General features: G+C 66.6%; 24 protein-coding genes, 1 tRNA gene, 1 other RNA gene and 1 pseudogene. 15 read left to right on the plus strand and 12 right to left on the minus strand.

Annotated features, from left to right (window positions below; genetic code table 11):
• Positions 1-98 precede the first annotated feature (98 nt).
• Positions 99-1,163: a D-2-hydroxyacid dehydrogenase gene (locus BWQ92_RS19615; RefSeq protein WP_076802424.1), complete on the minus strand. Its 1,065-nt coding sequence runs from the start codon at positions 1,161-1,163 to the stop codon at positions 99-101.
• 80 nt (positions 1,164-1,243) lie between these two features.
• Here BWQ92_RS19615 and BWQ92_RS19620 point away from each other — a divergent pair, with 80 nt between their 5' ends.
• From BWQ92_RS19620 to BWQ92_RS19630, 3 genes and pseudogenes are all read left to right on the plus strand, one after another.
• Positions 1,244-2,173 carry an NAD(P)-dependent oxidoreductase gene (locus tag BWQ92_RS19620; protein WP_076802426.1) on the plus strand — a complete coding sequence of 310 codons (930 nt, stop codon included), beginning with the start codon at positions 1,244-1,246 and terminating at the stop codon, positions 2,171-2,173.
• Positions 2,170-2,940, plus strand: a complete 771-nt coding sequence (locus BWQ92_RS19625) for an SDR family oxidoreductase (RefSeq protein WP_076802429.1) — start codon at positions 2,170-2,172, stop codon at positions 2,938-2,940. The genes BWQ92_RS19620 and BWQ92_RS19625 overlap by 4 nt, the downstream gene beginning before the upstream one ends.
• Positions 2,940-4,028 (plus strand): annotated as a pseudogene (locus tag BWQ92_RS19630) (L-idonate 5-dehydrogenase). Before BWQ92_RS19625 ends, BWQ92_RS19630 begins: the two are co-directional and overlap by 1 nt.
• Before the next feature lie 38 nt (positions 4,029-4,066).
• On the opposite strand, the gene BWQ92_RS19635 reads toward BWQ92_RS19630, so the two are convergent.
• The gene (locus BWQ92_RS19635; RefSeq protein ID WP_076802432.1) at positions 4,067-4,807 is read right to left on the minus strand and encodes a FadR/GntR family transcriptional regulator; all 741 of its coding nucleotides are present in this window, start codon (positions 4,805-4,807) and stop codon (positions 4,067-4,069) included.
• 196 nt (positions 4,808-5,003) lie between these two features.
• Between BWQ92_RS19635 and gndA the strand changes: the two genes are divergently transcribed.
• Positions 5,004-6,440 carry an NADP-dependent phosphogluconate dehydrogenase gene (gene gndA / locus BWQ92_RS19640; protein ID WP_076802434.1) on the plus strand — a complete coding sequence of 479 codons (1,437 nt, stop codon included), beginning with the start codon at positions 5,004-5,006 and terminating at the stop codon, positions 6,438-6,440.
• Between the two features lie 118 nt (positions 6,441-6,558).
• On the opposite strand, the gene epsC is transcribed toward gndA, so the two are convergent.
• The 3 genes from epsC to msrA all read right to left on the minus strand — a co-directional run bounded on the left by epsC (position 6,559) and on the right by msrA (position 8,712).
• Positions 6,559-7,143, minus strand: a complete 585-nt coding sequence (gene epsC, locus BWQ92_RS19645) for a serine O-acetyltransferase EpsC (protein WP_076802437.1) — start codon at positions 7,141-7,143, stop codon at positions 6,559-6,561.
• Positions 7,144-7,184: 41 nt separating this feature from the next.
• Positions 7,185-8,120 carry a cysteine synthase A gene (gene cysK / locus BWQ92_RS19650; protein ID WP_076802439.1) on the minus strand — a complete coding sequence of 312 codons (936 nt, stop codon included), beginning with the start codon at positions 8,118-8,120 and terminating at the stop codon, positions 7,185-7,187.
• Between the two features lie 67 nt (positions 8,121-8,187).
• Positions 8,188-8,712 carry a peptide-methionine (S)-S-oxide reductase MsrA gene (msrA, locus tag BWQ92_RS19655; RefSeq protein WP_076802442.1) on the minus strand — a complete coding sequence of 175 codons (525 nt, stop codon included), beginning with the start codon at positions 8,710-8,712 and terminating at the stop codon, positions 8,188-8,190.
• 101 nt (positions 8,713-8,813) lie between these two features.
• On the opposite strand from msrA, the gene BWQ92_RS19660 reads away from it, so the two are divergent.
• Positions 8,814-9,716 (plus strand): Nif3-like dinuclear metal center hexameric protein, encoded by a 903-nt coding sequence (locus tag BWQ92_RS19660; RefSeq protein WP_076802444.1) that lies wholly within the window; start codon positions 8,814-8,816, stop codon positions 9,714-9,716.
• Positions 9,717-9,896: 180 nt separating this feature from the next.
• The gene (locus tag BWQ92_RS19665) at positions 9,897-10,634 is read left to right on the plus strand and encodes a zinc ribbon domain-containing protein (RefSeq protein WP_076802446.1); all 738 of its coding nucleotides are present in this window, start codon (positions 9,897-9,899) and stop codon (positions 10,632-10,634) included.
• 65 nt (positions 10,635-10,699) lie between these two features.
• Here the strand turns inward: BWQ92_RS19665 and BWQ92_RS19670 are convergent, their stop codons facing one another.
• Together BWQ92_RS19670 and BWQ92_RS19675 are read right to left on the minus strand one after the other, a co-directional pair.
• A complete protein-coding gene (locus BWQ92_RS19670) occupies positions 10,700-11,464 on the minus strand; it encodes a YaaA family protein (RefSeq protein ID WP_076802449.1) in 765 nt (254 codons plus the stop codon).
• 31 nt (positions 11,465-11,495) lie between these two features.
• Positions 11,496-12,485, minus strand: a complete 990-nt coding sequence (locus BWQ92_RS19675) for an alpha/beta hydrolase (protein WP_157365213.1) — start codon at positions 12,483-12,485, stop codon at positions 11,496-11,498.
• A 71-nt stretch (positions 12,486-12,556) separates the two neighbouring features.
• Between BWQ92_RS19675 and rnpB the strand changes: the two genes are divergently transcribed.
• From rnpB to BWQ92_RS19705, 5 genes are all read left to right on the plus strand, one after another.
• Positions 12,557-12,948, plus strand: an RNA gene (rnpB, locus tag BWQ92_RS19685) — RNase P RNA component class A.
• 108 nt (positions 12,949-13,056) lie between these two features.
• Complete coding sequence (locus BWQ92_RS19690) at positions 13,057-14,724, plus strand: GMC family oxidoreductase (RefSeq protein ID WP_076802458.1); 1,668 nt, start codon at positions 13,057-13,059, stop codon at positions 14,722-14,724.
• A gap of 233 nt (positions 14,725-14,957) precedes the next feature.
• Positions 14,958-16,451: a glyceraldehyde-3-phosphate dehydrogenase gene (locus tag BWQ92_RS19695; RefSeq protein ID WP_076802460.1), complete on the plus strand. Its 1,494-nt coding sequence runs from the start codon at positions 14,958-14,960 to the stop codon at positions 16,449-16,451.
• A 115-nt stretch (positions 16,452-16,566) separates the two neighbouring features.
• Positions 16,567-16,776, plus strand: a complete 210-nt coding sequence (locus tag BWQ92_RS19700; protein WP_076802462.1) for a hypothetical protein — start codon at positions 16,567-16,569, stop codon at positions 16,774-16,776.
• Between the two features lie 131 nt (positions 16,777-16,907).
• Entirely contained in the window at positions 16,908-17,705 is a 798-nt protein-coding gene (locus BWQ92_RS19705) for an HNH endonuclease family protein (protein WP_076802465.1), read from the plus strand.
• Positions 17,706-17,716: 11 nt separating this feature from the next.
• Here the strand turns inward: BWQ92_RS19705 and def are convergent, their stop codons facing one another.
• The 3 genes from def to orn all read right to left on the minus strand — a co-directional run bounded on the left by def (position 17,717) and on the right by orn (position 19,248).
• Entirely contained in the window at positions 17,717-18,289 is a 573-nt protein-coding gene (gene def / locus BWQ92_RS19710; protein WP_076802467.1) for a peptide deformylase, read from the minus strand.
• 125 nt (positions 18,290-18,414) lie between these two features.
• Positions 18,415-18,487: transfer RNA gene (locus BWQ92_RS19715), tRNA-His, on the minus strand.
• A gap of 131 nt (positions 18,488-18,618) precedes the next feature.
• Positions 18,619-19,248, minus strand: a complete 630-nt coding sequence (gene orn / locus BWQ92_RS19720) for an oligoribonuclease (RefSeq protein WP_236783240.1) — start codon at positions 19,246-19,248, stop codon at positions 18,619-18,621.
• A 324-nt stretch (positions 19,249-19,572) separates the two neighbouring features.
• Between orn and mptB the strand changes: the two genes are divergently transcribed.
• Positions 19,573-21,129: a polyprenol phosphomannose-dependent alpha 1,6 mannosyltransferase MptB gene (gene mptB, locus BWQ92_RS19725; RefSeq protein WP_076803850.1), complete on the plus strand. Its 1,557-nt coding sequence runs from the start codon at positions 19,573-19,575 to the stop codon at positions 21,127-21,129.
• Here the strand turns inward: mptB and BWQ92_RS19730 are convergent.
• Positions 21,122-21,733: a GNAT family N-acetyltransferase gene (locus BWQ92_RS19730; protein ID WP_076802471.1), complete on the minus strand. Its 612-nt coding sequence runs from the start codon at positions 21,731-21,733 to the stop codon at positions 21,122-21,124. The genes mptB and BWQ92_RS19730 overlap by 8 nt on opposite strands.
• Positions 21,734-21,806: 73 nt before the next feature.
• Positions 21,807-22,892: a LacI family DNA-binding transcriptional regulator gene (locus BWQ92_RS19735; RefSeq protein WP_076802474.1), complete on the minus strand. Its 1,086-nt coding sequence runs from the start codon at positions 22,890-22,892 to the stop codon at positions 21,807-21,809.
• Positions 22,893-23,079: 187 nt separating this feature from the next.
• Between BWQ92_RS19735 and BWQ92_RS19740 the strand changes: the two genes are divergently transcribed.
• The 3 genes from BWQ92_RS19740 to BWQ92_RS19750 are packed head-to-tail and all read left to right on the plus strand — an operon-like array spanning position 23,080 to position 26,299.
• Entirely contained in the window at positions 23,080-24,249 is a 1,170-nt protein-coding gene (locus BWQ92_RS19740; protein ID WP_076802476.1) for a Gfo/Idh/MocA family protein, read from the plus strand.
• Positions 24,249-25,463 (plus strand): dihydrodipicolinate synthase family protein, encoded by a 1,215-nt coding sequence (locus tag BWQ92_RS19745; RefSeq protein WP_076802479.1) that lies wholly within the window; start codon positions 24,249-24,251, stop codon positions 25,461-25,463. The genes BWQ92_RS19740 and BWQ92_RS19745 overlap by 1 nt, the downstream gene beginning before the upstream one ends.
• On the plus strand, positions 25,460-26,299 hold the full coding sequence (locus tag BWQ92_RS19750; RefSeq protein WP_076802481.1) for a sugar phosphate isomerase/epimerase family protein: 840 nt from the start codon (positions 25,460-25,462) through the stop codon (positions 26,297-26,299). The genes BWQ92_RS19745 and BWQ92_RS19750 overlap by 4 nt, the downstream gene beginning before the upstream one ends.
• Positions 26,300-26,345 lie beyond the last annotated feature (46 nt).

The following is a 26,345-nucleotide window of genomic DNA, read 5'->3' on the forward strand; positions in this document are numbered from 1 at the left end:
GGGGAGGACGCAAAAGGAGAGCCGGGCAACCTTGGGGCTGCCCGGCTCTCCGTGCTTCCGCCGCAGGAGCCCTGCGGCAGGCGGTCTGGTTGGAGGGTTTAGTAGAAGTGGACCGTATCCACGAGGTGGGGGAGTTCGCCGCCGTCGAGGAACGTCCTGAGGTTGCTGCAGAAGCGCTCTGCGATCAGGCGGTTCTCGGCCGCGCTGAGCGCCGAGGTGTGCGGCGACACCATCACACGCGGGTGGTTCCAGAGGGGGCTGTCCTGCGGCAGCGGTTCGACGGCGAACACGTCCAGGCAGGCGTAGGACACCTGGCCGTTCTCCAGCGCCTCGAGCAGTGCGTCCTCATCCACCACCGTTCCGCGGCCCACATTCACGAACACGGTGCCGGGCTTCATCGCGGCGAAGACCTCGCGGTTGAAAAGCTTCTCCGTGTAGGGGGTGCCCGGGAGGGTGTTCACGACGGCGTCTGCCGAGGAGAGCAGGCCGGCCAGTCCGCTGTTGTCCGCCACTTCCTCGATGCCGTCGATCGGCTCCACGGTACGTTTGGTCCCGCTGACCCTCATGCCGAGGGCGCGGACGATGCGGGCAGTTTCCAGCCCGATTTCGCCGAGCCCCGTGATCACCAGCGAGGACCCGTTGACCAGCCTGGTGGGTGTGCGGAGCTCCGGCCACGCCTTGGCGGCCTGGTCCTGTGCGAGTTCCGCGGTGCGCTTGAACCCGTTGAGGATGCCCATCACCGCAAACTCCGCGAGGGGCAGGGCGTGCACACCGGCAGAGGTGGTCACCTTGAACTTGTTCAGTGTCGCGGCATCGAGGCCGGAGGCCTTGACTGCACCGCCGGCCCCTGCCGCCATGGCGTGGATCCATTGCAGGCGCGGGTTTTCCTTCGCGATCCGCGCCAGGCCTGAGGGGCTTTCGTTCGGAAAGCCGTACAGCACGTCGGCCTTGCCCAGCATCTCCCAGTAGCGGTCCTCCTGCTCCGGAGTGCGCTTGAAGTCCGGGTCGCCGGCGTGGTCTGCGGGGAACCGCTCTGGCGGCAGCAGGTCGGGTTCGTAGAGAACGGTTACGGAGGGATCTACGGCGCGGATGCGTTCCACGAACTCGGCTTCGAGCGGGACGGCGATCGCGACGGTGGTTTCAGTCGTCATGATGTTCATCATACTGAATAGGGGCTAGAATACTGAACAGATTTTCGGATATAGACCAGACGTTGCCACGACGAAGTGAGGGTTCGCTGCACATGGAGATACAGAGGGCTGGCTTTGTGGGCCTGGGGCTGATGGGGGCGCCGATGGCGGCGAACCTGGCGAAGAAGGGCTGGACAGTTACGGCGTGGAACCGGTCGCCTGGCGCGCTGGAGGACTTCCGGCGCGTCGGCGGGTCGGCCGCCGGGGGTGTGGAGCAGCTCAGGGACGAGCCGGTGATCGCCTTCATGCTGCCTGACGTCGCCTACATCGAGGACGCGGCGGTCGGGTTGCTGGCGAGCTGGCAGGCGGCACCGCCGGCGGCCGGCACGGCAGTGGTGGTCATGAGCAGCGTTTCCCCCACTGCGGTCAAGGCTTTCGGGCAAAAGGTCCAGGAGGCCAGTTCGGGCAACGCCGTGGTGGTGGACGCCCCGGTGAGCGGCGGGACGAAGGGAGCCATCGAGGGCACCCTCGCCATCATGGCCGGTGCGGACGATGAGGCCGACTTCCGCCGGCTGCAGCCGTTCTTCGAGGCCATGGGCACTACCGTGCGGCTCCTGGGCCCGCTCGGCGCCGGATCGCTGGCAAAGGCCTGCAACCAGCTGGTGGTGGGAACGACGACGGCGGCGCTCGCCGAAGCTGCCGAGCTCGCCGAGCGTTCGGGCGTCGATGTCGCGGCCCTCTACGAGGTGCTCTCCGGTGGCCTGGCAGGAAGCCGGGTCCTGGAGCAGGTGGGCCCCCGGATTGCCCGGAAGGACTACGCCCCCACGGGCCCGGCCAAGTTCATGCACAAGGACCTGTCCTTCGTCGTGGAGTCGGCAGATGCCGCAGGGAGCGCCGTCCCGATGGCCCGGGCCGGCGTCGAGCTGTATGCCGAACTAAAACGGCAGGGCCTTGGCGACCAGGACCTCGCCGTTGTGCGGCAGACCATTTCCAACCTCAGCAGGACGGGCGCAGTGCGCGCCACAGAAGGGACTGATTCATGACTTCACTTTTTGATTTGACCGGGCGGGTTGCTTTGGTGACGGGTTCGAGCCGGGGGATTGGTAACGCCCTGGCGCGGGGGTTGGCTGACGCGGGCGCGACGGTGGTGTTGAACGGGGTGGATCCGGAGCGGTTGAAGGCTGCGGAGGCGGTGATGGCTGCGGATTATGCGCCGGGGCGGGTGCACAGTGTGGCGTTTGATGTCACGGACGACGCCGCAGCCCAGGCGGGGGTGGCGTGGGTCGAGGAGCACGTGGGCCCGTTGGAGGTCCTGGTGAACAATGCCGGGATCCAGCACCGGGTGCCGATGCTGGAGCTGGACGTGGCGGACTGGGAGCGGGTGCTGTCGACGGACCTGACCAGCGCGTTCCTGGTGGGCCGGGCCGCGGCCCGGCACATGGTGGCCCGGGGGCACGGGAAGATCATCAATATCTGTTCGGTGCAGACGGACCTGGCCCGGCCCACGATCGCCCCGTATGTGGCGGCGAAGGGCGGGCTGCGGAACCTGACCCGGGCGATGACCGCGGAGTGGGCCGGTTCCGGGCTGCAGATCAACGCGATCGCGCCGGGGTATATCCATACGGAGATGACGCAGAACCTGGTGGACGATGAGCAGTTCAACGCCTGGATTCTGGGCCGGACTCCGGCTGCGCGGTGGGGCACGGTGCAGGACCTGGCCGGCCCGGCGGTGTGGCTGGCCTCGTCCGGGTCTGATTTCGTGAACGGGCAGACGATCTTTATCGACGGCGGAATGACGGTGGTGGTCTGATGACAACAACACACAGCACAGCAGAAACAGCAGCAGCAGTGGAAGCGCTGCCGGCCTCGGGTCCGGCGGTGGTGGCGCACGGCAAGGGGATCTGCGGATCGATGACCTCCCGGTCACAGCGCCGGGGCCGGGTGAGACGGTGGTGGAGGTCCTGTACGGGGGGATTTGCGGGTCGGACCTGCATTACTGGCTGCACGGCGCGGCCGGGGAATCGATCCTGAAGGCGCCCCTGGTCCTGGGGCATGAGATCAGCGGCCGGGTGTGCGGGCCGCGGCGGACGGGACCGGCCCGGCGGCGGGGACGCCGGTGGCGGTGCACCCTGCGACCCCGGGCCCGGGGGACGGGACGGTGAAGTACCCGGTGGAGCGGCCGAACCTGTCGCCGGGGTGCACGTACCTGGGCTCGGCGGCGCGGTTCCCGCACACGGACGGGGCGTTCAGCCGGTACGTGAACCTGCCGGTGCGGATGCTCCGCGCCCTGCCCGAAACCCTGGATCTGCGGACCGCGGCGCTGATCGAACCGGCCAGTGTGGCGTGGCATGCGGTGTCCCGGGCCGGGACGTCACCGGCAAAACCGCCCTCGTGATCGGCAGTGGCCCGATCGGGGCGCTGACCGTCGCCGTGCTCAAACGCGCCGGGGCGGCCCGGATCGTCGCCGTCGACATGCACGAAAAGCCGCTGGAGATCGCCACGGCCGTGGGCGCGGACGAGGTCCTGCACGCCGGTGATAACGACAAGATCGCCGGAGTGCAGGCCGACGTCGTGATCGAGTCCTCCGGGAACCACCACGGCCTGGCCTCCGCGATCCAGGGCGCGGGCCGGGGCGGGACCGTGGTCATGGTCGGGCTGCTGCCCACCGGACCCCAGCCGGTCCTGATCTCCCTGGCCATCACCCGCGAACTGGACCTCAAGGGCTCGTTCCGGTTCAACAACGAAATCGACCAGGTCATCACCGCCCTCGCCGACGGCACCCTGCACATCGGACCGGTCATCACCCACGACTACCCCGTCACCGACGCCCTCCAAGCCTTCGACACCGCCCGCAACTCCGCCCAATCCGGCAAAGTCCTCCTCAACTTCGGAGGCTGACGGCGCAGGCTCAGCGGCGGCCGCGCCCGCAAAGAGGGCTAAGCGGACTGCGTCCGCCGCTGCAGTGGAACGAATACCCTCGGCTGCTCCACCCACACCGGCTCCATTTCGGAGATGGTGCGGCGCATGATCCGGCTGGACGCCTCGCGGGCCTCCGGTGCCTGGCCGTCAAAGATGGCTTTGGCCACGTCCAGGTGCCACTGCAGGGTGAGGTCCCTGGGGCGGTCCGGCATGAGGCCATGCACAGTGCGGCCGGTGAGGGTCTCGGCCACCTGGCCCACAAGGTTGGCAAACATCTCGTTGCCCGAGCCGCTGAGCAGCAGCGAGTGGAACTGGATGTCCAGCTCAAGGAAGCGGGGCACGTCGCCGGCCTGCCCGGCGTCGCGCATCGCTAGGGCAACGTCGAGCAGCTCCTGCCGCAGTTCCTGCGGCGCATTCACCGCCGCCAGTTCAGCGGCCACAGGCTCGACGGCGGAGCGGAGTTCCGCGAGGGAACGCAGCTGGGCGCCGCGCCCTTCCCCGGCCAGCCGCCACCGGATCACCAGCGGATCGAACGGGTTCCAGCGGTGCGCCGGCAGGACCTTGATGCCGACGCGTTTCGTGGTCTCCACCAGCCCCAGGGACTGCAGCACGCGGACCGCTTCCCGGATCACCGACCGGGATACCTGCAGTTCGTCCTCCAGCTGCTCCGCCAGCATCACATGTCCTGGCGGAAGGCTGCCGTCGACGATTCTGGTACCCAGGTGCTCGACGGCACGGTGGTGGAGGCTGGTTGACATAGTGGTAAGCATAATCGCGCCGGGAAGCTTTGTTGCCCGCGCCCGGGGGACTGTCGGCCCCGCCACAGCCGCACACCATAGACTCGTTCCGGCGCGGTTTGCGTCCAAGGAGTGGTCACACCCTTTCGCCTTCGACCACGAATATATATGCTTTATTCACGACCTGCTCAATGCAAACACTGAATTGGAGTTTTTGATGTCAGCACAGATCGGTGTCACCGGCCTCGCGGTGATGGGCGCCAACCTGGCGCGCAACCTTGCCCGCAATGGCTTCACGGTTGCCCTGCACAACCGCTCGGTCGGCAAGACCGACGCCCTGCTCGAAAAGCACGGCCACGAGGGCGACTTCGTCCGGACCGAATCCCTCGAGGAACTGGTCAACTCCCTCGAAAAGCCGCGCCGCGTCCTGATCATGGTCAAGGCAGGCGCTCCTGTTGACGCCGTCGTCGACCAGCTGGTTCCGCTGCTGGAAGAGGGCGACATCATCATCGACGCCGGCAACTCGCACTACGAGGACACCCGCCGCCGCGAAGCCGCGCTGGCCGGCAAGGGCCTGCACTTCGTCGGCGTCGGCGTTTCCGGCGGTGAGGAAGGCGCCCTCAACGGCCCGTCCATCATGCCCGGCGGCTCCAAGGAGTCCTACAAGGCCCTCGGCCCGCTGCTGGAGAAGATCTCCGCCAAGGTCGACGGCGAACCCTGCTGCGCCTGGGTTGGCACGGACGGTGCCGGCCACTTTGTGAAGATGGTCCACAACGGCATTGAATACGCTGACATGCAGGTCATCGGCGAAGCCTTCGACCTCCTTCGCTCCGGTGCCGGCATCGAGCCCGCCGAGCAGTCCAAGATCTTTGCTGAATGGAACAAGGGCGACCTGTCCTCCTTCCTGATCGAAATCTCCGCCGAAGTCCTCGGCCACGTGGACGCCAAGACCGGCAAGCCGTTTGTCGACGTCGTGGTGGACGCAGCCGGCCAGAAGGGCACCGGCCGCTGGACGGTCATCTCCGCACTGGAGCTTGGCTCGCCGGTTTCCGGCATCGCCGAATCGGTGTTTGCCCGTGCGCTGTCCTCACAGGCCGAGCAGCGCAAGCTGGGCCAGGAGCTGCTGGCCGGCAACGAGGCAACCGTGGAGATCCCCGAGACCTTCGTCGAGGATGTCCGCCAGGCGCTGTACGCCTCCAAGCTGGTCTCCTACGCGCAGGGCCTGGACATGCTGACGTCCGCTGCCAAGGAATACGGCTGGGACCTCAAGCTGGACGAGATCGCCTCCCTGTGGCGCGCCGGGTGCATCATCCGCGCCGAGCTGCTCAAGGACATCACCAAGGCCTACGCTGCCGACGAAAAGCCGGCCAACCTGCTGTTCGCTCCCGCGTTCACCAAGGCCATCGCCGACGCCCTGCCGGCCTGGCGCCGTGTTGTGGCCGTCGCCGTCCAGCTGGGCATTCCGGTTCCGGTCTTCTCGTCGTCGCTCGCTTACTACGACGGCCTGCGCCGCAAGCGCGTCGCCGCCGCCCTGATCCAGGGCCAGCGCGACCTCTTCGGTGCCCACACCTACGGCCGCGTTGACGCCGAGGGTACGTTCCACACCCTGTGGGGCGAGGACAAGTCCGAGATCGAGGCAGTGGACACCCACTAGCCACACCCGCGGCATAACACAGGAACGGCCGGCCTCCAGGATTTCTCCGGGAGGCCGGCCGTTCGTGTGTCCGTGCTGAAGCGCACCGCCTGCCTGGGGTCCAAACCCCAGGCAGGGGTCAGATCCGGTACTCGATGTAATACTCTGCCGGGTCAACGGCGGGCTTGGTCTCCCGCTGCGCGTCGCGGTGCCGCCAGCTTGCCGGGATGCCCGTGATGATGGATTCGGCCGGTGCGTCCTTGACCACGACGGCGTTCGCCCCCACGGCGCTGTCGTTGCCGATGTTGATCGGGCCCAGGATTTTGGCGCCCGCGCCGATCGTGACGCGGTCCCCGATGGTGGGGTGGCGCTTGACCTTGGCGAGGGAACGGCCGCCGAGCGTGACGCCGTGGTAGATCATGACGTCCTCGCCGATCTCGGCCGTTTCGCCGATGACCACGCCCATGCCGTGGTCAATGAAAAAGCGGCGTCCGATCGTGGCGCCGGGATGGATCTCGATGCCGGTCAGGAAACGCGCCAGCTGCGAAATCAGCCGGGCAGGGAACCGCGTGGACGGGTTTTGCCACAGCTTGTGCGTCAGCCGGTGCGCCCAGATGGCGTGCAGTCCGGAGTAGGCGAAAAAGTTCTCAAAAGAACCTCGAGCCGCCGGGTCGTGTGACCGGGCGGCGTCGAGGTCTTCCTTAAGTCTTGCGAAGAAACCCACAAAGTTCTTTCTACAGGAAACGGAAAGCGGCTGGCTAAGGCCTAGCCCCGGATGTCGTCATAGAGCACGGTGGAGATGTAACGCTCACCGAAGTCGCAAACGACAGCCACAATCAGCTTGCCCGCATTCTCCGGGCGCTTGGCCAGCTCGAGGGCGCCCCAGACGATGGCGCCGGAGGAGATGCCGCCCAGGATCCCTTCCTTAATGCCGAGCTCGCGGGCCACGGCCACGGAGTCCTCCAGCGTGGCGTCCAGGACCTCGTCGTAGACGTTGGTGTCCAGGAGTTCCGGGATGAAGTTGGCCCCGAGGCCCTGGATCTTGTGCGGGCCGGGGGTGCCGCCGTTCAGGATGGGGGAGTCCTTGGGTTCCACGGCAACAATCTGGATGTCCGGGTTGCGCTCCTTCAGGACCTGTCCGACGCCGGTGATGGTGCCGCCGGTGCCGATGCCGGAGACAAAGATGTCGACCTTGCCGTCGGTGTCGGCCCAGACCTCCTCAGCGGTGGTCTTGCGGTGGATCTCCGGGTTGGCTTCGTTGGCGAACTGCTGGGCCCAGATGGAGTTCTCGGTGTTGGCCACGATTTCCTGGGCCTTTTCCACGGCGCCGCGCATGCCTTCGGAACCCGGGGTCAGCACGATCTCGGCACCGAAGGCGCGGAGCATGACGCGGCGCTCTGTGGACATGGTTTCCGGCATGGTCAGGATGACCTTGTAGCCGCGGGCAGCGCCCACCATGGCCAGGGCGATGCCGGTGTTGCCGGAGGTGCCTTCGACGATGGTTCCGCCGGGCTTCAGTGCGCCGGACTTCTCGGCAGCGTCGATGATTGCGACGCCGATGCGGTCCTTGACGCTGTTGGCCGGGTTGTAGAACTCAAGCTTGACCGCAACGGTGGCGTCCAGGCCTTCCGTCAGGCGGTTGAGCTTGACCAGCGGGGTGCCGCCCACCAGCTGTGTTACATCGTCGTAGATCCGTGCCATGTGTACTTGCGCCTATCTCTCAGGAGGGAATACTTTGGTCAGCCTAACTATGGGATCGGCGCCCCTGCTACGCATTAAGCCATGCAGAGTAATATTTCCGCGCCTTGGCCAGCTTCGGGTTGATGATGACCTGGCAATAGCCCTGCTCCGGGAACTTGGCGTAATAGTTCTGGTGAATGTTCTCCGCCGGATAGAAGACAGGAAGCCGGCTGACCTCGGTCACAATCGGCCGGGACCACAGTGCCTGGTTCCGCTCAATCGCCTCCTCGAAAAGGATCTTTTCCTCGGTGGTCTCATAGAACATGGACGAGCGGTACTGGGTGCCGACGTCGTACCCCTGGCGGTTGAGCGTAGTGGGATCATGCAGGGCGAAGAACATGTCCAGGATGACCTCGGCCGGGATGACCTCCTCATCGAACGTCACGGCCACCACCTCGGCATGCCCTGTGGTGCCGGAGCAGACCGAGTAGTAGTCGGGGTCGCGTTCATGGCCGCCGGTGTATCCCGAAACCACCGACGTGACGCCCTTCGTTTTCTGGTAGACGGCGTCCAGGCACCAGAAGCAGCCCCCACCAAGCACAAAAGTTTTCATGTCCTCTTCAATGGTTCGCCCGCGTCAATGATTCCCGCGGACCACCCTAGAGTCATCTGCCAGTCAGGGGCCAGAGCCGACTGTAGGGTAAAAATATGAGTATGGAACCTGTGAACAGCGACGTTGCAGCGGAACCGGAAGAAGCTCCCGACGCCGCCGAGTCACCCGCAGCTGCAACCCTGGGGCAGCTGATGCTGGCCGTGGAGGAACTCTGGCCGGAGTCGCTTGCGGAGGCGTGGGATGAAGTGGGCCTGGTGGCCGGCCATCCTTCCGCTGAAGTCACGCGCGTCATGTTCGCCGTCGATCCCACGCTCGAGGTCATCGACGAGGCCGTCGAATGGGGCGCGGAACTGCTCATCACCCATCATCCGCTGCTCCTCAAAGGTGTCACGTCGGTTGCCGCCAACACGCCCAAAGGCCGGGCCGTCCACCGCCTGATCGAATCCGGCACGGCGCTGCTGACCGTCCACACCAATGGCGACTCAGCCGTGGGCGGTGTTTCGGATGTGCTGGCCGACGCTCTGGGCCTGCAGAACGTATCGCCGCTGACCCCGGCAGCCGACGGTCTTCCGGAGGAGGGCATAGGGCGCGTCGGGGACCTCGGCGAGTCGATGACCCTGGGCGATTTCGCCGCCCGTGTTTTCGGCATCCTCCCCTCCGTGGCCGGCGGAGTGCGCGTATCCGGGGACAAGGACGGTCTGGTGCAGCGGGTTGCCGTCTGCGGCGGGGCAGGGGACTCCCTCTTCGACGAGGTGAGGGCAAGCAACGCGGACCTGTATGTCACCGCGGACCTGCGCCACCATCCGGCCTCGGAAGCCAGGGAGGCCGCTGTGAACGGCCGGCCTTACCTCATCGATGTGTCGCACTTCGCGAGCGAATGGCTATGGCTACCGGCCGCCGCCGAGGCGCTGGGCAACGTGCTCACGGACCAGGGCCTCGACGTCGAGATCCGCGTCAGCACCACCAACAGCGACCCGTGGGACTTCATACTGACTCCCGGCTAAGCCTGGCGTGCGAAGTCCATCACAGGGCCCACGCCGGCGAGGGGCCCGCACCGAGCGCAGCGAGGTTTGGGAGCCGGTGGGGATGCGTAGCGAGGCTGGGGAGCCCGTTAGGCGCTAGAGTCGAGGAAACCCCACAGGGGTGCCGGCCGGCGGCCGGATGGGATCAAGCGGAGGTAAAACGTGGCCAAGGCAGCACCGGCGGAACAATTGAAGTTGCTCGAGCTCCAGGGCCTCGACGCCCGGTTGAAGTCACTGTCCAACCGCCGCCGCAGCCTTGAAAACGATCCCCGGATCACCGACCTCGAAGCCGCCCTCAACGTTGCCAACGGGGAACTGGGCGCCGCGAAGCTCGCCGTCCACGACGCCGAAGCGGAACTGAAGCGTGCCGAGGCAGACGTGGAGCAGGTGGCAACGCGGATCGAAAAGGACGAGGCCAGGCTCAACAGCGGCACCGGCCTGTCCAAGGACCTCGTAGCCCTGCAGAAGGACATTGCTTCCCTCAACAAGCGCCGTTCGGACCTGGAGGACGTCGAACTGGAGGTCCTCGAACGGCTGGATGTCCTGCGCGAACGGCAGGCCGCCCAGCAAAGCATCGTGGACGACATCCAGGGTTCCTTCGGCGTGATCCGGGCGGAGCTTGACGCCGCCCTGGCCGAAGTCACCGCGGAAGAGAACGAGGTGGCCGCCCGGCGCGCGGCCTTCGCGGCGGGCCTTGACGGCGGAATGCTTGCCGTGTACGAGAAGACGCTGGCCCGCCGCGGAGTGGGCGCGGCGCGCCTCTTCCACGGCACCTCCGAGGGGTCCGGCATGCAGCTGAGCCCGGGCGACCTGGCCGAGATCAAGGCCGCCGCCGAGGACGACATCGTGTTCTGCCCGGACTCCGGCTGCATCCTGGTGCGCTCCGCCGAGTGGGTCTGACCGCCGCACCCAACTGACTGGCATTAGATGTCGTTCTGAGCCCTCAAAACGACATTAAGTGCGAGTCAGTTGGGCAGGATGATGTTCAGGGCGTGGGCCTTGCGCGCCGTGCCCGGGACCAGCTCGGCCTGCCACTTTTCGGCTGCAGCCGTGCGCAGCTGTTCCGGAGTGGCCGGGGCCTTGCCGCGCCGCGTCAGCAGGTGCCGCGCCAGCTCGCCCCGGGTGTGCTTGGCGAAATGGCTGACCACCTTGCGCGCGCCGTTTACCTCCGTGAAGACGTTGACGGTCACGGTGCCCGCCGGCGGCGGAGCCCAGGCGGCGGCGTAGGTGCTGGAGCGGCAGTCGACCAGGAGGTGGCCTTCGGCCACACTCCCGAGGGCATCGGTCAGCTGCGGTTTCCAGAATGAGGCAAGGCGTCCGACGTCGGGCAGTGCCGTTGACATGGACAGCCGGTAGGCGGGCACGGAGTCGGCGAACCTGATGGCGCCCCACAGCGCGGAGATGACCAGCACCGACTCATCCGCACGGCGCCGCTGCGCCGGCGTCATCGATTTGTAGCCGAGCGCGTCGTACAGCACCCCGGAATACACCTGGTGCGCGGGGGCCGCCGGTTCGGCGTGGAGCCGGGTATTGCGCTCGACGTCGTCCCTCAGCGAGGCTCCGACGCCCAGGAGCGCGAGGGCGTCCTCGTGCGCGCTGACTGTCCCCAGCGCGTCCAGCACCTTGGCCCGGTAGGTGTTCAGCACAGGAAAACTCAACGAAGTCCAGTCCATGGCGTCACCGTGGACTGCAGGGGTCTTGCCTTCAGACGGGGGGAGCAGAATCAGCACCGTACGATCTTACCGGCCGGCGCATGCGCGCTCAGTCCCGCGTGCGCCCCACATGACGGCCCAGGAAGTCCAGCACGTCAGGCATGAGGGAGCGCCAGTAGGACGCGTCGTGGCCGCCGGGGCCAAAGCCTCCCTCCACGCGGCCGGGAAGGCCCGACCGGTATGCGCGCACTGCCGGGGCCAGATCGTCCTCGCTGCCGCAGTCGATCCGTTTGGGAATGGCCGCAAGCCTCGGCCGCAGCGCAAAAACGTTGTTCGCGGCGAAATCGGCGGGGCCGTCGAAGGCGCCCTCCATCCCCGCCTCGTAGCTGGACCAGACAGCCGGGCTCATGGCAGCAACGGCGCGAAGCCCGGTCACCCTGCCGAGCGACGCCAGAAGGAGAGCGCCGAAACCTCCCATTGACGTGCCGAACAGGGCGACCCTTCCGAGGTCGAACCCCTGCTCGGCCAGGAACGGGAGGAACTCCAGCACCAGCATCGACTGAGTGTCGCTGCCGTCGGCGCGGGCGTGCCACCACGAGTCGCCGCCGTCTACGGCGGCAATACCAAAGGGCATCCCGCCGTCGTCGAGATGGCGCTGCAGGGCCACGTCTGCGGCGAGGTCCCGCAGCAGAACCTCGCTGCTGCCACCCAGCCCGTGCAGGAAGACCGCCACCGGCAGCAACTGGTTGGCCTGCTCCGGAAGCGGCACGGCCAGCGACCAATGCGTTCTCACCGATGGACGGAAGCGGGACACAAATGCGCCGGTCCGGGTCGATATCGTGGACGGCAGCAGGGCAGATGGGGGAGGCGGCGGGATGCCCGCCGTCGTTGCCGGGCCTGTCACCTCGGGCACTGGCACATCAGGGACCGGCACATCAGGGACCGGCACATCGGGGACCGGCACATCGGGGACCGGAACCGGTGGCGGCGGGGTTGTGCAGGCCGACGGGGCGGCCGCGGTCAGTGCGGCAGAGATCCCTGCCAGCTGCAGCAGGCGGCGCCGTGGAAAGGACGGCCGCGGGGAGGACGACGTGTCCATTTCCCGATCATAAGCCCCGGAACCGGCGTGCGTCCGGCACCGCAGGAAAGCCCGTAGACTGGACAGCAGGATGGGTTGGCCAGGCGGCCGCGCGCCACGCAAGTGGCTCGAGGAACGTCCGGGCTCCACAGGGCAGGGTGGTGGGTAACGCCCACTCGGGGTAACCCGCAGGCCAGTGCCACAGAAAACAGACCGCCTGGGTCGCGCCGATTTGAAAGCGGCACGAAACAGGTAAGGGTGAAACGGCGGTGTAAGAGACCACCAGCTTTCCGGGTGACCGGAAAGGCTAGGTAAACCCCACCCGGAGCAAGGCCAGACAGGGCACGTTTGAGGGCTGCCCGCCCGAGTGCCCGGGTAGGCCGCTGGAGGGCGTCGGCAACGGCGCTCGTAGATGGATGGCCGCTACTCCCGCGCTGGCAACGGCTCGGGAGCACAGAACCCGGCGTATCGGTCAACCCATCCATCCAAGCTCCAACCGGCCTCGGCTGCAAATCTGTGCTTGACATCACATCGGCTACCCCCGACACTTCAGTGAACGCCTCGGTGCATGAATGATGGTTGAGGAGCCAACGTGCCGGATGACTCAGCATTCGATTATGTGATCGCCGGGGGCGGAACGGGCGGCAGCGTCCTGGCCGGCAGGCTGACCGAAGACCCGTCGGTCCGCGTGCTCCTGCTTGAAGCGGGCAGGTCCGACTACCACCCGTTCATCCATATTCCTGCGGGCTTCCCCCGTCTCAAGGGAGGCCCTTATCAGTGGGATTACCGGACCGTTCCACAAAAGTACAGCAACGGCCGCAGCATCCCGCTGCCTCAAGGCCGCGGACTCGGCGGCGGCGGGTCCATCAACTCCCAGGTCTTCACCCGCGGCGTGAACGAGGACTACGACGGCTGGGTTGCGGACTACGGGTGCGAGGGATGGTCCGGCGCTGAGGTGTCTAGGTATTTCGTCCGCTCGGAATCGAATGCCAGACTCTCCGGGCCTCTCCACGGAACTCATGGACCCCTCGGCGTCTCAGACCTCGGGCGCCCGCACACTCTGTCCGCGGCCTTCGTGCAGGCAGGCCAGGAGTTCGGGCTGCCCTACAACCGGGACTTCAACGGCGAACGGCAGCACGGTGTCGGCTTCTACCAGACGACTACCAGGAACGGGCGCCGGTGCAGCGCGGCGGTCGCCTATCTGAAACCTGCGCGCGGCCGGCCCAACCTCACTATCCGCGTCAACGCGACCGTCGCAAAGGTGATCATCAAGCATGGCCGTGCCGTCGGCGTTCAGTCGATCGAGGGCGGAGTGGCGCGAACCTACACCGCACGGCGTGAGGTGATTCTCTCCAGCGGCGCTTTCGGTTCGCCGAAGTTACTTCAGCTTTCAGGCGTTGGCGACCCCGCTGACCTCGCCGCCGCCGGAATCGAAACAGTCCATGCGCTGCCCGGCGTCGGGAAGAACCTCCAGGACCACGTTGACCTGGACATCATCTATGAACTCACCGAGAACCACAGCCTGGACCGGTTCAACCGCGTGTGCCCGGAAACCGTCCTGGCCGGCCTTGAATACGTGGCCTTCCGCTCCGGACCGTTCGCGTCCAACCTGGTCGAGGCCGGGGGCTTCAGTTATGCCAACACGGAGGAGAAGACCCCGGACCTGCAGTTCCACTTCCTGCCTGCGGCGAGGTCGGAGCCGGGGATTGCATCCCTCCGGCCCGGGTTCGGGGCGACGCTGAACTCGTACTTCCTGCGCCCCCGCAGCCGGGGGACGGTCCGCGTCGCATCATCTGACCCCACAAGGGCACCGCTTATCGACCCGAGGTACCTCGCCGACGACTACGATCTCGAGATAACGATCGCCGGCGTACGGCAGAGCCGGGAGATCATGGGGCAGGCGTCACTTGCTCCGTTCATCAAGGCGGAGCGCATCGGCGATGGCTCGCGGGTGGCAACCCGGGACGAGTACGTGAATTTCGTGCGCTCCTACGGACGGACCTCTTACCACCCGGTCGGCACCTGTGCCATGGGCACCACCGACGATTCTGTCGTCTCCCCGCGCCTGAAGGTCCATGGGCTGGAGGGATTGCGGGTGGTTGATTCCTCGATCATGCCCCGGCTGATCAGTGCCAACACGCAGGCGCCCACCATCATGATCGCGGAAAAAGCCGTCGACATGATCCTTGAGGACGCGGGCATCGTGGCACCCGGCCTAAGCGGCTTCGCCAGATCCCATGCGGGCCCGGATGCTGTGTGAGTGATTTCACGGGCGCGCGGCCGTTTCAGGTGCCCGGCCCGCCCTAGAATGGATGGTGAACGTAGAAGTTCTTCCGCCGGATCTGCGTTCGCAGCCGGCGGTTTTTCTTTGCACGTCCAACGGCATCCGGGGTAGACCGAAACCCTGCCGGTGCCAGCTTGCCCTGGATAACTTCCAGTGGCCGCCATCCGGTTTACGAGGACGTAGCCGGTTGAACCAAGGAAGGTAGTTCTGTGAGCCAGACGTCAGATTCTTGTCTTGATACGTGGATGAGCCGGGAGGCGCTCGCTGAGGCCATGATCCCGGTGATCGGCCGGCTGTACCGTGAAAACAACGTGGTTACCTCCATCCACGGCCGCAGCCTGATTAACAAGTCCACCATGAACATCCTGAAGGCGCACCGCTTTGCGCGCCGGATGAGCAAGGACGAGCTGCTGCTGGAGGAGACGGCGCCGCTGCTGAACACGCTGGCACAGCTGGACCTGGGTGCCGCTGCCATCGACATCGCCCGACTGAACCAGAAGTTCAAGTCCGACGGCGGGGACCTGACTCTGGAGGAATTCCTCCGCGCCGAACTGGCTGAGATTGTGGGCAAGCGGGGCGCCGACGAGCGCACCAGCACCGACGTCGTGCTCTACGGCTTCGGCCGCATCGGCCGCCTGCTGGCGCGCCTGCTCATCGAAAAGGCCGGCGGCGGCCACGGCCTGCGCCTGCGCGCCATCGTGGTCCGGCGCGGCTCCGACAACGACCTCACCAAGCGTGCCAGCCTGCTGCGCCGCGACTCCGTGCACGGTTCCTTCGAAGGAACCATCCGCGTGGACACCGAGGCCAACACCATCACGGCCAACGGCGTCCGGATCCAGGTCATCTACTCGGACAACCCGGCCACCATCGATTACACCGCCTACGGCATCAAGGACGCCCTCGTGGTGGACAACACCGGCCGCTGGCGCGACGCCGAAGGCCTTGGCCAGCACCTGCTGAGCAAGGGCGTGGCCAAGGTCCTGCTGACCGCGCCGGGCAAGGGCGAGCTGAAGAACATCGTGCACGGCATCAACCACCGCGACATCGCCGAGTCGGACAAGATCGTGACGGCAGCCTCCTGCACCACCAACGCCATCACCCCCGTGCTGAAGGCCCTCAACGACAAGTACGGCGTGATCCACGGCCACGTCGAGACGGTCCACTCGTTCACGAACGACCAGAACCTGATCGACAACTTCCACAAGGGCGACCGCCGCGGACGCTCCGCCGCCCTGAACATGGTGATCACCGAGACCGGCGCCGCCAAGGCCGTGGCAAAGGCACTGCCCGAACTGCAGGGCAAGCTTAGCGGCAGCTCCATCCGCGTCCCCACCCCGGACGTGTCCCTGGCTGTCCTGAACCTGAACCTGGAACGGGGCACCACCAAGGACGAGGTCAACGATTACCTGCGCGAGATGTCGCTGCACTCGGACCTGCGCAAGCAGATCGACTACATCGACTCCCCCGAAGTGGTCTCCACCGACTTCGTCGGCTCCCGCCGCGCCGGCATCGTTGATGGCCTCGCCACCATCTCCAACGACAAGAACCTGGTTGTCTACGTCTGGTACGACAACGAGTTCGGCTACAGCTGCCAGGTGGTCCGCGTCATGGAGGAGATGGCCGGGGTCAACCCGCCGACCTTCCCTGCCAAGGACTCCGATAAGGATATTGCCCCGGTCCTGGCCTCGGCAGCGTCTGTCTAACCGGAACCCTTCGTCAGCCCCGCCCGCACTGCTGTGCCGGCGGGGCTGACCCATGCCCGGGAACTTCCCGGGCAATTCGCTGGAATCGGCCGGTGATCGGGGACAAACTTGTGTCATGGAACACAACCGCACACTTGAGCACGAGACGACCCTGGAACACGCCCTCGACGTTGCAAGGGCCAACCAGAAAGAAGCCCAGAGGCTGCTGGATGAGGCACGCACTGCGCATGCGGCCGGGGAAATCGGCAACGACAGGGTGGCCCAGCTGGAGCGGCTCCTTGACCTCGCCAACACCGATCTTCGCCGGGTCATGCGCGAGCAGTAGGCCGACCCGTCCTCCACAGGGCACCTGTCCCCAACACTGTGGATACCCGCGCCGCCGCGGGTGGTTTCGCCTAGGCTCCTGGGTGTGGATCCACAACCTGCCCGAAGCTGCCGGTGCCCCGGGATTCGCCCGTGAGCGTCAGCTGGGCCGCTTACCGGCGTGCCCGCCGCCACGCCCGGCAGGCCTGGGCGCTGCTCGGCGCGGCCGCCGCTGCGGTGATCGCCGGCAGCGTGTGGTTTTTTACGGCCGGCCAGTTTGCCGCCGTCGAGCCTGCGGTGTCCGGTCCTGCCGAGGTGCCGGTGTTCGACGCCGGCTGGATGAAACCGGTGACGCCGCCATACCCGGTGCCGCGGGGCGGCGCGGCCGCTGCACTGGAAGAACTGGACGTGAAGGGCAGGGCAGCCGGCAGCGACTATGACCGGTCGGCCTTCGGCCAGGCCTGGCAGGACGCAGACCGGAACGGCTGCGACACGCGCAACGACATCCTGCGCCGTGACCTTCGCGACGTTGGGTTCAGCCAGGGATCAAGGTGCAAAGTTGCTTCCGGCAGCCTGCATGAGCCGTATGTGGGGCTTACGGTCAGGTTCGTCCGCGGTGCAGACTCCAGCAAGGAAGTGCAGATCGACCACGTCGTCGCACTGGGCGACGCCTGGCAAAAAGGTGCCCAGCAGCTGACGCCGTTGGAGCGGCAGGTCCTGGCCAACGACCCCCTCAACCTCATTGCGGCGGACGGGGAGGCCAACCAGGAGAAAAGCGCGTCGGATGCCGCCACCTGGCTGCCGAAGAACAAGGCGCTGCGGTGCCACTATGTGGCGCGGCAGATCTCGGTGAAGGCCGCGTACGGCCTCTGGGTCACGCAGCCGGAGAAGGACGCCATGGCACGCGTTCTGGCGTCGTGCCCGCAGCAGCAGACGGTGACGCCGGGGTAGAAGCTCCGGGGTCAGTGGCCGAAGGGGTCCGGGTCGACGCCGGGCATCCAGGTCAGGCCGGGGACGCCCCAGCTGTTCTTCTTGGCCTGCTTCATCGCCTTGCGGGCGTACCTGTCGATGAGGCGGTTGACGTACAGCTTGCCGTCCAGGTGGTCGTACTCGTGCTGGATGATGCGGGCGAACCAGCCGGTGGCCTCAAAATCCACCGGATTTCCGTGCCCGTCAAAGCCCTGGACGCGGACCCACTCGGCGCGCTTGAGCGGATACTGCTCGCCGGGGAAGGAGAGGCAGCCCTCCACTTCATCGTCCGGATCCGGCAGCGCCCCGGACACCTTGGAGAGAGTCAGCACAGGATTGACCACGGCCCCGGCCGGGGGAGCGCCGTCCTCGTTCTGGTACTTGTACACGAAGATCCGCTTGCCCACGCCGATCTGCGGTGCGGCCAGCCCCACGCCGTTCGCCTTGTCGTTGGTTTCGAACATGTCGGCAATCAGCTGGCGAAGCGCGTCGTCGAACTCCTCCACTTCGGCGGCCCGGCGGTGCAGCACCGGCTCACCCCAGATGGTGATGGGCAGAACGGTCATGTCAGGGGATTCCTTCGGCGCTTTGCCGGGCGGGAGCCGGCAGGGGTGAAAACCAACAAAGGCCGCACCGGATAACCGGTACGGCCTTTGTTGCTGGCCGGCAATAAACTGCCGTCCTCGGTGCGGGTGAGCGACGGGGGTTGAACCCGCGACCTCCTGGACCACAACCAGGCGCTCTGCCAACTGAGCTACGCCCACCATGTGCCCTGCAGGCTGTCCGGTTTTCCCGGCCGTCCGAAAAGGCAACGAGAAATAGTGTACCTGCTGTTGGGGCTTGCTTTTGCCACTTTTGGCAGTTTCGGCAAAATTTCCCTCAAACGTGGCGCAGATTACTTTCCCGGTTGCTGTGCCGCGGGCGGCGGAACGCTCTCCGCGGCTGCATGGTCGACGGCAGAGGGGGAGGCTGCGATCCGCTGGGAGATCTTCTGGGCGGTGGCACTGTCCGGTCCCGGGGCAGGCACAAAGACGGCTTCCCGGTAGTACCGGAGCTCGTCGATGGAATCCTTGATGTCGCCGAGGGCGCGGTGGCCGCCGAGCTTCGCCGGTGCCTGGAAGTAGGCCCGGGCGTACCAGCGACGGGCGAGTTCCTTGATGGTGCTGACATCGATGATCCGGTAGTGCAGGTGCTCCACCACCGAGGGCATGTCCCTGGCCAGGAAGACCCGGTCCGTTCCCACCGAGTTGCCGGCAAGGGGCGCCTTGCGGGGGTCGGGAACCCACTTGCGGATGTAGTCCAGCACCAGGGCCTCTGCTTCGGCCATCGTTTTGCCGGCCGGAAGCTCGTTCAGGAGGCCGGACCGGGTGTGCATGTCCCGGACGAAATCGTTCATCTGGGCGAGTGCGGCGTCGTCCGGCTTGATCACCACGTCCACCCCGTCACCGAGGATGTTGAGTTCGGAATCGGTCACCAGGGCAGCGACCTCGATCAGGGCGTCGTTGACGCTGTCGAGGCCGGTCATTTCGCAGTCGATCCAGACGATGCGTTCGTTAGTAATAGGCACCCGTTCAGCCTACCGTTTAGGCGCGGGCAAGCCTTGGAGAGGCGCTCCGATGCTAATATTTCGGATACGTGGCAACGGGTCATTGCGTGGCCGCGACCCCGGCGACGCCTCACTTGGCTGGCCGCCCAGCCCGGCTGCACATGGGCTGGCTGTACTTGGGCTGGCTGCGCATGGGTCGGTTGCATTGGATTGGTTGCAGGCCGGGAGCACGCCCCAAAAGAGACATGCCCGGAAGAGACATGCCTAACGAGATAGGCGCAGAAGAGATTGGACGATCCTGAGATGACGGCGCCTGTGCCTGCGATAGGGGAAACGGCCACTGGCACTTCCACGGACCCGGCCCGGCCGGAAGTGGACAACCCGCGCTCGCCCATCCTCTCCGGCTTCGTCGGCTCCATGTTCCTCCTCATCGGCTCGCTCGGCGTCGGCTGGCTGGCGCCCGTCTCGGAGTTGCGGCGGATGCCGCTGTTCATCTGGATGCGCACCGAGGCATTCGGCGTCGGGCTGTCCATCGTCCTGTTGGCGGTCGGCGGCATGCTCCTGGTCCGGGCCTGGCTCAGGCTTGGCCAGCACGTCCACGTCTGGGGCCGGGAGGCCCGCAAGGCCACGCTCCAGGCCGTCGTGGCGTGGGGCCTTCCCATGATGTTCACGGTCCCGCTCTTCAGCCGGGACGTGTACGCCTATATAGGCCAGGGCCGGCTGATGGTCGAGGGCTTCAACCCGTATGAAAACGGCATCTCCGCGCTGTCCAACTACTTCCAGCTCGGCGCCGACAAGATGTGGACCGAGGCCCCGGTTCCCTACGGGCAGCTGTTCCTCTGGATCGAGCAGTTCGTGGTGTGGTCCACCAATGTGCATCCGGAAGCGAGCATCATGCTGTTCCGTCTCGCCTCCCTGGCCGGCGTGATCCTGTGCATCATCTACGTTCCCAAACTTGCCGACCTGCACGGGGTCAATCCGCACCGTGCCCTCTGGCTGACGGCGGCGAATCCGCTCTTCCTCACCAACTTCATTGCCAGCGTCCACAATGATTCACTGATGATCGGGCTCGCCCTCGCCGGCCTCTACTACTGCGCCACACGGCGGGTCATCCTCGGCATTGTGCTTGTCACAGCCTCCATCGCGGTGAAGCCCATCACCGTGGTGTTCCTGCCGTTCATTGGCTTGCTCTGGGCCGGCAAGGGGGCCAGCTGGCCCAGGAAGTTTGTGTTCTGGGGCCTGACGGCGGGACTCAGTGTTGGCCTGCTCTACGCAATGAGCCTGGTAAACGGCTTCGGGTTCGGCTGGATCAACGGACTCTCCGCGCCGGGCAGCGTATGGATCTGGTACGCCCCGGTGGGGCTGCTTGGCCTGATCGTGGCCTCCATCGCCAATGCATTCAGCCTGGACGGCTGGGGGCTTGCCAAATGGGTTTACGACGCCGGGAAGCTCCTTGCTGTGGGCATCGTCGCCTGGCAGATTTTCCGCGGCGGGCACGACCGCCTCATGCGCCGCCTGACCCTCGCCTTCGCGGCGGTTGTGGTGCTGGCCCCCATGATCCAGTCCTGGTACGTCGTGTGGCTGATCCCGCTGTTCGCCGTCACAGGCATCCGTGACGACTGGCAGGTGAAGGCCCTGTACTTCATCGTTTCCTTCTTCATGGTCTATGCCATCTCCGACCAGCTGGAAGTCTTCCCCTACCTGCAGACCGACGATCTGGGCCTTGCCCTGGCACTGGCACGCAATGCGGCCGCCATTATCGCGCTGCTGTTTGCGCTCTACCTGATCTTCCTGGACCGCAGCACCAAGCTGCTTTTCAGCAAGGCGGACCAGCCCGTCACCACCCGGCCCGTCATCTGACCCGCAGCCGCACCACCGCACGCCCCGGCACGGCGTCGCTGACCACCTCAAACCCGGCGCCGAGGAACAGCCCGAGCGTGCCCTGGTAGAGGTCGGCCGGCCCGGCCTTGGGCCGTTGCGCCGGGTCCACCGGATACCCCTCGACGACGGTGGCGCCGTTGGCGCGTGCGTGGTCGACGGCGGCGGCCAGCAGGGCTGCCGCCACGCCGCTGCGCCGGTGGCCGGGAGCAACGACGAAACAGCTCACCGACCAAACGCTTTCACCGCCGTTGTCGTCCGCCACCGCGGGGCCGGCGGCCTTGAATACCTGTGAGCGGAGAATCCGCGGGTAGCACTGCCGCGGTTCCACCGCACACCAGCCGACGGCGGATCCGCCGCGGTGAGCCAGGACCCCCGGTGCCGGCCCGCCGCCGTCGAACTTGCCTTTCAGCTGTGCCTTGCGGTCAGCAGGGGGCGTGGCAGGAAAGCCATTGCCCGGCAGGGCAAAGAACCGGCACCAGCAGCGTGACGGCTCACCCCGGACGCCGAACAGCTGCTCGACGGCGGGCCATTCGGCGGGCGCTGCGGTGATGCCTTCTGCCGCCCCGTGTGGAGGGTCTGTCATGGCCGCCTTCCCTTGTTGCCGGACTGGTGTTGCGGGGCTGGTGTTGCCGACGCGAACGGATCTTGCCGGGGAACTAGGAGCCGGCGTCGCTTGCGTGTCCGGTGCTGCGGCGCAGCGTCACCTCGCCGCTGACCGCCACGGCGTCCGCCTGGCCGGACACCGCGCCGGGAACTGCCAGCCTGCCGATCTCCTCGAGGGGCAGCCGGACGGTGGAGAGTGCAGGGCGGAAGTCACGCAGGGTTTCGATGTCGTCAAACCCTGCGATGGCGGCATCGCGGGGGATCCGCAGTCCCTCGGAGCGCAGCGCCGCGGTGGCCCCGATCGCCATGACGTCGTTGACGGCGAAGATGCAAAGCCTGGGCCCGGCGGAACCGGGAGCGGCCGCGCCCCTATCGCCGTGCGGCCTGATGCGTTCAGCGAGTTCCAGGCCCGCCTCGTAGCCGCCCGCGCGGTCGAATCCTGTGTGGAGGACCTCTGCCGCGGGCAGCCCGGCATCGGCCAGGCCGCGCTGGAAGCCTCGCACCCGGTCGTCGGAGGTCAGAAGTCCCTTCGGTCCGGCGATGACCACGAAATCCCCGGTATGCACGGCGGCCAGTTCGCGGGCGAGTTCTGCGGCGAGCTCCTCATTGGGAACCTCAACCACGTGATAGCCCTCGTCGGATTCGGCGCCCACCACGGCATGTCCCACTACGCCCACCCGGCCGCCGTTGCGGCAGTAGCGGTCAAGCTCGGCTGCCAGTTCGGCGTTGCCCTTCTGGTCAGTGGTCCGCGCAGAACGCGATCCCGCAATCACTATCGAGTCCGCCCGGCGCGCGGCAAAGGCAGCGACGGCCGCACGCTCATCGGCGGGGCTGCCTGCCGTCGTGGCCAGCAGCACCATCTTGTTCTGGTGCCGGGCAGCCGCCTGGACACCGCGGGCAATGGCCGAGAAGTAGGGGTCGGCGATGTCGTGCACGATGAGCCCGATGAGCCCGGAGCTCGACTTCGCGAGGCCCTGAGCCTGGGCATTGGGGATGTAGCCGAGGGAGTCCGCGGCCTTCCGGACGCGCTCGGCGATGTCCGGTCCGGGGGTCCTGGCCGAGCCGTTCAGGACCCGGCTGGCGGTGGCGGGGGAGACTCCTGCCAGGCGGGCTACTTCGGTCAGCGTGCTTGCAGCCACAGACGCAACTCCTCTTCAACGGGCGCCGGCGCGGGAAACTCGGCTGGTGCCCACATTATCGCAGGTGCAAAAAGACAAGGAAAGCGCTTGCCAGATGGATGGAAGTTCTGCACTATGGATGCAGCGGGAATGCGCTTTCCAGATCTGCTTTTCCGACCAGCTTTCACCTACGACTGAATGAGGACCCATGGGCTTCGAAACAAAGACGATCCGTATAGCCATGAACGGCATCACCGGCCGGATGGGCTACCGCCAGCACCTCCTGCGCTCGATCCTCCCGATCCGCGACGCCGGCGGGTTCACGCTGGAGGACGGCACCAAGGTGCAGGTCGAACCGATCCTCGTTGGCCGCAACGAAGCAAAGATCCGCGAGCTGGCCGAGCTGCACAAGATTTCAGAATGGACCACCGACCTTGACGGCGTCATCAACGACCCCACTGTCGACGTCGTCTTCGACGCCTCCATGACCAGCCTGCGGGCCGCGACCCTGAAGAAGGCCATGGCCGCCGGCAAGCACATCTTCACGGAGAAGCCGACGGCGGAAAGCCTGGAGGAGGCCATCGAGCTCGCCCGCATCGGCAAGGAAGCCGGGGTCACCGCCGGCGTCGTGCACGACAAGCTCTACCTCCCCGGCCTGGTCAAGCTGCGCCGGCTCGTGGATGAGGGGTTCTTCGGCCGGATCCTGTCCATCCGCGGCGAATTCGGCTACTGGGTCTTCGAAGGCGACGTGCAGGCGGCGCAGCGCCCATCCTGGAACTACCGCAAGGAGGACGGCGGCGGAATGACCACGGACATGTTCTGCCACTGGAACTATGTCCTGGAAGGCATCATCGGCAAGGTCAGGAGCGTCAACGCCAAGACCGCCACCCACATCCCCACCCGCTGGGACGAGTCCGGCAAGGAGTACACGGCCACGGCGGACGACGCCTCCTACGGCATCTTCGAGCTCGTTACCCCCGGCGGAGACGACGTCATCGGCCAGATCAACTCCTCCTGGGCCGTCCGGGTCTACCGCGACGAGCTGGTCGAATTCCAGGTGGACGGCACGCACGGATCCGCCGTGGCAGGCCTGAACAAGTGCGTCGCGCAGCAACGCGCCCACACGCCCAAGCCGGTCTGGAACCCTGACCTGCCCGTCACCGAATCCTTCCGCAGCCAGTGGCAGGAAGTCCCGGCCAACGCAGAGCTGGACAACGGCTTCAAGCTGCAGTGGGAAGAATTCCTGCGCGACGTCGTCGCCGGCCGCGAGCACCGCTTCGGGCTGCTCTCCGCCGCCCGCGGCGTCCAGCTCGCCGAGCTCGGCCTGCAGTCCAGCGACGAACGCCGCACCATCGACATCCCGGAGATCACGCTCTAATGACGTCCCTGATCCTTCCCACATCCGACGGCGGAACCCGGGAGTACCGGCTCCGCTCCGCCACCACCTGGGCCAGGCCGGCGGCACCGCTGACTTCCCGCCGGGCGTACGCGGCGGCGCACGTCATCCCCGAGGTCACCGCCGACAACACCCCGGGCGCTCCCGCCCGACTGGACTGGGACGCCACCCTGGCCTACCGGCACGAACTGTGGTCCTACGGGCTGGGTGTCGCCGATGCGATGGACACCGCCCAGCGCGGAATGGGCCTCGACTGGGATGCCACCCAGCAGCTGATCAAGCGCACCGGGGCGGAGGCGGCCGCCGTGGCCAACGCCGGCGGGACCGCCACGTCGGGCATGACGGTCCGGGACCTCGTGTCCTGCGGTGCCGGCACCGACCAGCTGGACCTTGCCGCACTGCCTTCCGGCGAGTCCGGACTGCAGGCCGTCCTGGCCGCCTACCGTGAGCAGGCCGCCGTCGTCAGTGAGGCCGGGCCCAAGGTGATCCTTATGGCGTCCCGGGCGCTGGCCCGGGTGGCCAGCGGCCCCGAAGACTATCTGCGGATCTACTCCACGCTGCTGCAGGAAGCCGGGCAGCCGGTCATCCTGCACTGGCTCGGCACCATGTTCGATCCCGCGCTCGCCGGCTACTGGGGCTCGAACGACGTCTCCGAGGCCACCGAAACGTTCCTGTCCCTCATCCGCGACAACGCGGACAAGGTGGACGGCGTCAAGGTCTCCCTCCTGGATGCTTCACATGAAGTCGCGCTGCGGGCTGCGCTACCCGGGGGTGTCCGCCTCTACACCGGCGACGATTTCAACTACCCGGAACTGATCGACGGCGACGGCACCTTCCATTCGGATGCCCTGCTGGGCATTTTCGCGGCCATCTATCCGGCGGCGTCGGCGGCACTGCAGAGCTACGACGCCGGAGACGCGGGCAAAGCGCGTGCCATCCTGGACTCCACCCGGGAACTGGGCAAGCACATCTTCAGTGCCCCCACGTTCTACTACAAGACCGGGATCGCCTTCCTGTCCTGGCTTAACGGCAGGCAGCCCGGCTTCCAGATGGTGGGCGGACTGCACTCGGGCCGTTCCGTCGTGCATCTTGCGAAGACCTTCGAGCTGGCCGACGCGGCAGGACTGCTGAAGGACCCTGCGCTTGCAGCCTTCCGCATGTCCGATTTCCTTCGCATCAACGGGGTGGGCGTATGAGCGACTTCGCACGGCTTTCCCTCAACAGCGCCACCGCCAAGAAATGGACACTCGCCGAGGCCGTCGACGGTTGCGCCCGTGCCGGCATCCCCGCGATTGGGCCCTGGCGCGACATCGTGGCCGACGCCGGGCTGGACAAGGCTGCGAAGCTGATCAGGGACGCCGGACTGCGGGTTTCCTCGCTGTGCCGCGGCGGGTTCCTCACGGCCCCGGACGCCGCTGGCCAGGCAGCAGCGCTGGCGGACAACAGGGCCGCGGTTCTGGAGGCGGTTGCGCTCGATACCCGGGACCTGTTCCTCGTGGTCGGCGGCCTGGCGCCGGGGGAGAAGGACGTGGTGGCCGCCCGCCAGCGCGTGGCGGACCGGCTTGAGGAACTGGTTCCATTCGCCGTCGAACACGGCGTCCGCCTGGTGCTGGAGCCACTGCACCCGATGTACGCCGCCGACCGCGCCCTCATCTCCACCCTGGGGCAGGCCCTCGACCTGGCGGCTCCGTACGATGCCCGGGCAGTGGGTGTCGCCGTCGACACTTTCCATGTCTGGTGGGACCCTGGGCTGAAAACCGCAATCGAGAGGGCGGGCCGGGAGAACCGGATTGCCTCGTACCAGGTGTGCGATTTCAACCTTCCCATCGCGGCGGACGCGCTGCTCTCCCGCGGAATGATGGGCGACGGCGTGATCGACTTCGCCACGATCGGCACCTGGGTCCGGGATGCGGGGTACACCGGCGACATCGAGGTGGAAATCTTCAGCCAGGAGATCTGGGACGCCGACGGCCACGATGTCCTGGCCCGGATGAAGGACCGCTATGCCGCACTCGTCCAGCCGTTCGCCTGAACCCATCCCTTACCTCCGCGGCCATCCGCGGGTAGGGTGGCGCCAG

This window comes from Arthrobacter sp. QXT-31 (assembly GCF_001969265.1).
Classification (GTDB): Bacteria; Actinomycetota; Actinomycetes; order Actinomycetales; family Micrococcaceae; genus Arthrobacter.

Bases quoted from the DNA above. Each gene is read 5' to 3' on its own strand.
- BWQ92_RS19745 (WP_076802479.1), top strand. From the start codon at position 24,249: ATGACGTCCCTGATCCTTCCCACATCCGACGGCGGAACCCGGGAGTAC.
- msrA (WP_076802442.1), bottom strand. From the start codon at position 8,712: ATGAAAACTTTTGTGCTTGGTGGGGGCTGCTTCTGGTGCCTGGACGCC.
- orn (WP_236783240.1), bottom strand. From the start codon at position 19,248: ATGACCGGCCTCGACAGCGTCAACGACGCCCTGATCGAGGTCGCTGCC.
- mptB (WP_076803850.1), top strand. From the start codon at position 19,573: ATGACGGCGCCTGTGCCTGCGATAGGGGAAACGGCCACTGGCACTTCC.
- def (WP_076802467.1), bottom strand. From the start codon at position 18,289: ATGACCGTTCTGCCCATCACCATCTGGGGTGAGCCGGTGCTGCACCGC.
- BWQ92_RS19700 (WP_076802462.1), top strand. From the start codon at position 16,567: ATGGAACACAACCGCACACTTGAGCACGAGACGACCCTGGAACACGCC.
- BWQ92_RS19615 (WP_076802424.1), bottom strand. From the start codon at position 1,163: ATGATGAACATCATGACGACTGAAACCACCGTCGCGATCGCCGTCCCG.
- BWQ92_RS19750 (WP_076802481.1), top strand. From the start codon at position 25,460: ATGAGCGACTTCGCACGGCTTTCCCTCAACAGCGCCACCGCCAAGAAA.
- BWQ92_RS19625 (WP_076802429.1), top strand. From the start codon at position 2,170: ATGACTTCACTTTTTGATTTGACCGGGCGGGTTGCTTTGGTGACGGGT.
- BWQ92_RS19675 (WP_157365213.1), bottom strand. From the start codon at position 12,485: ATGGACACGTCGTCCTCCCCGCGGCCGTCCTTTCCACGGCGCCGCCTG.
- BWQ92_RS19660 (WP_076802444.1), top strand. From the start codon at position 8,814: ATGGAACCTGTGAACAGCGACGTTGCAGCGGAACCGGAAGAAGCTCCC.
- BWQ92_RS19635 (WP_076802432.1), bottom strand. From the start codon at position 4,807: ATGTCAACCAGCCTCCACCACCGTGCCGTCGAGCACCTGGGTACCAGA.
- BWQ92_RS19620 (WP_076802426.1), top strand. From the start codon at position 1,244: ATGGAGATACAGAGGGCTGGCTTTGTGGGCCTGGGGCTGATGGGGGCG.
- cysK (WP_076802439.1), bottom strand. From the start codon at position 8,120: ATGGCACGGATCTACGACGATGTAACACAGCTGGTGGGCGGCACCCCG.
- gndA (WP_076802434.1), top strand. From the start codon at position 5,004: ATGTCAGCACAGATCGGTGTCACCGGCCTCGCGGTGATGGGCGCCAAC.
- BWQ92_RS19730 (WP_076802471.1), bottom strand. From the start codon at position 21,733: ATGACAGACCCTCCACACGGGGCGGCAGAAGGCATCACCGCAGCGCCC.
- BWQ92_RS19740 (WP_076802476.1), top strand. From the start codon at position 23,080: ATGGGCTTCGAAACAAAGACGATCCGTATAGCCATGAACGGCATCACC.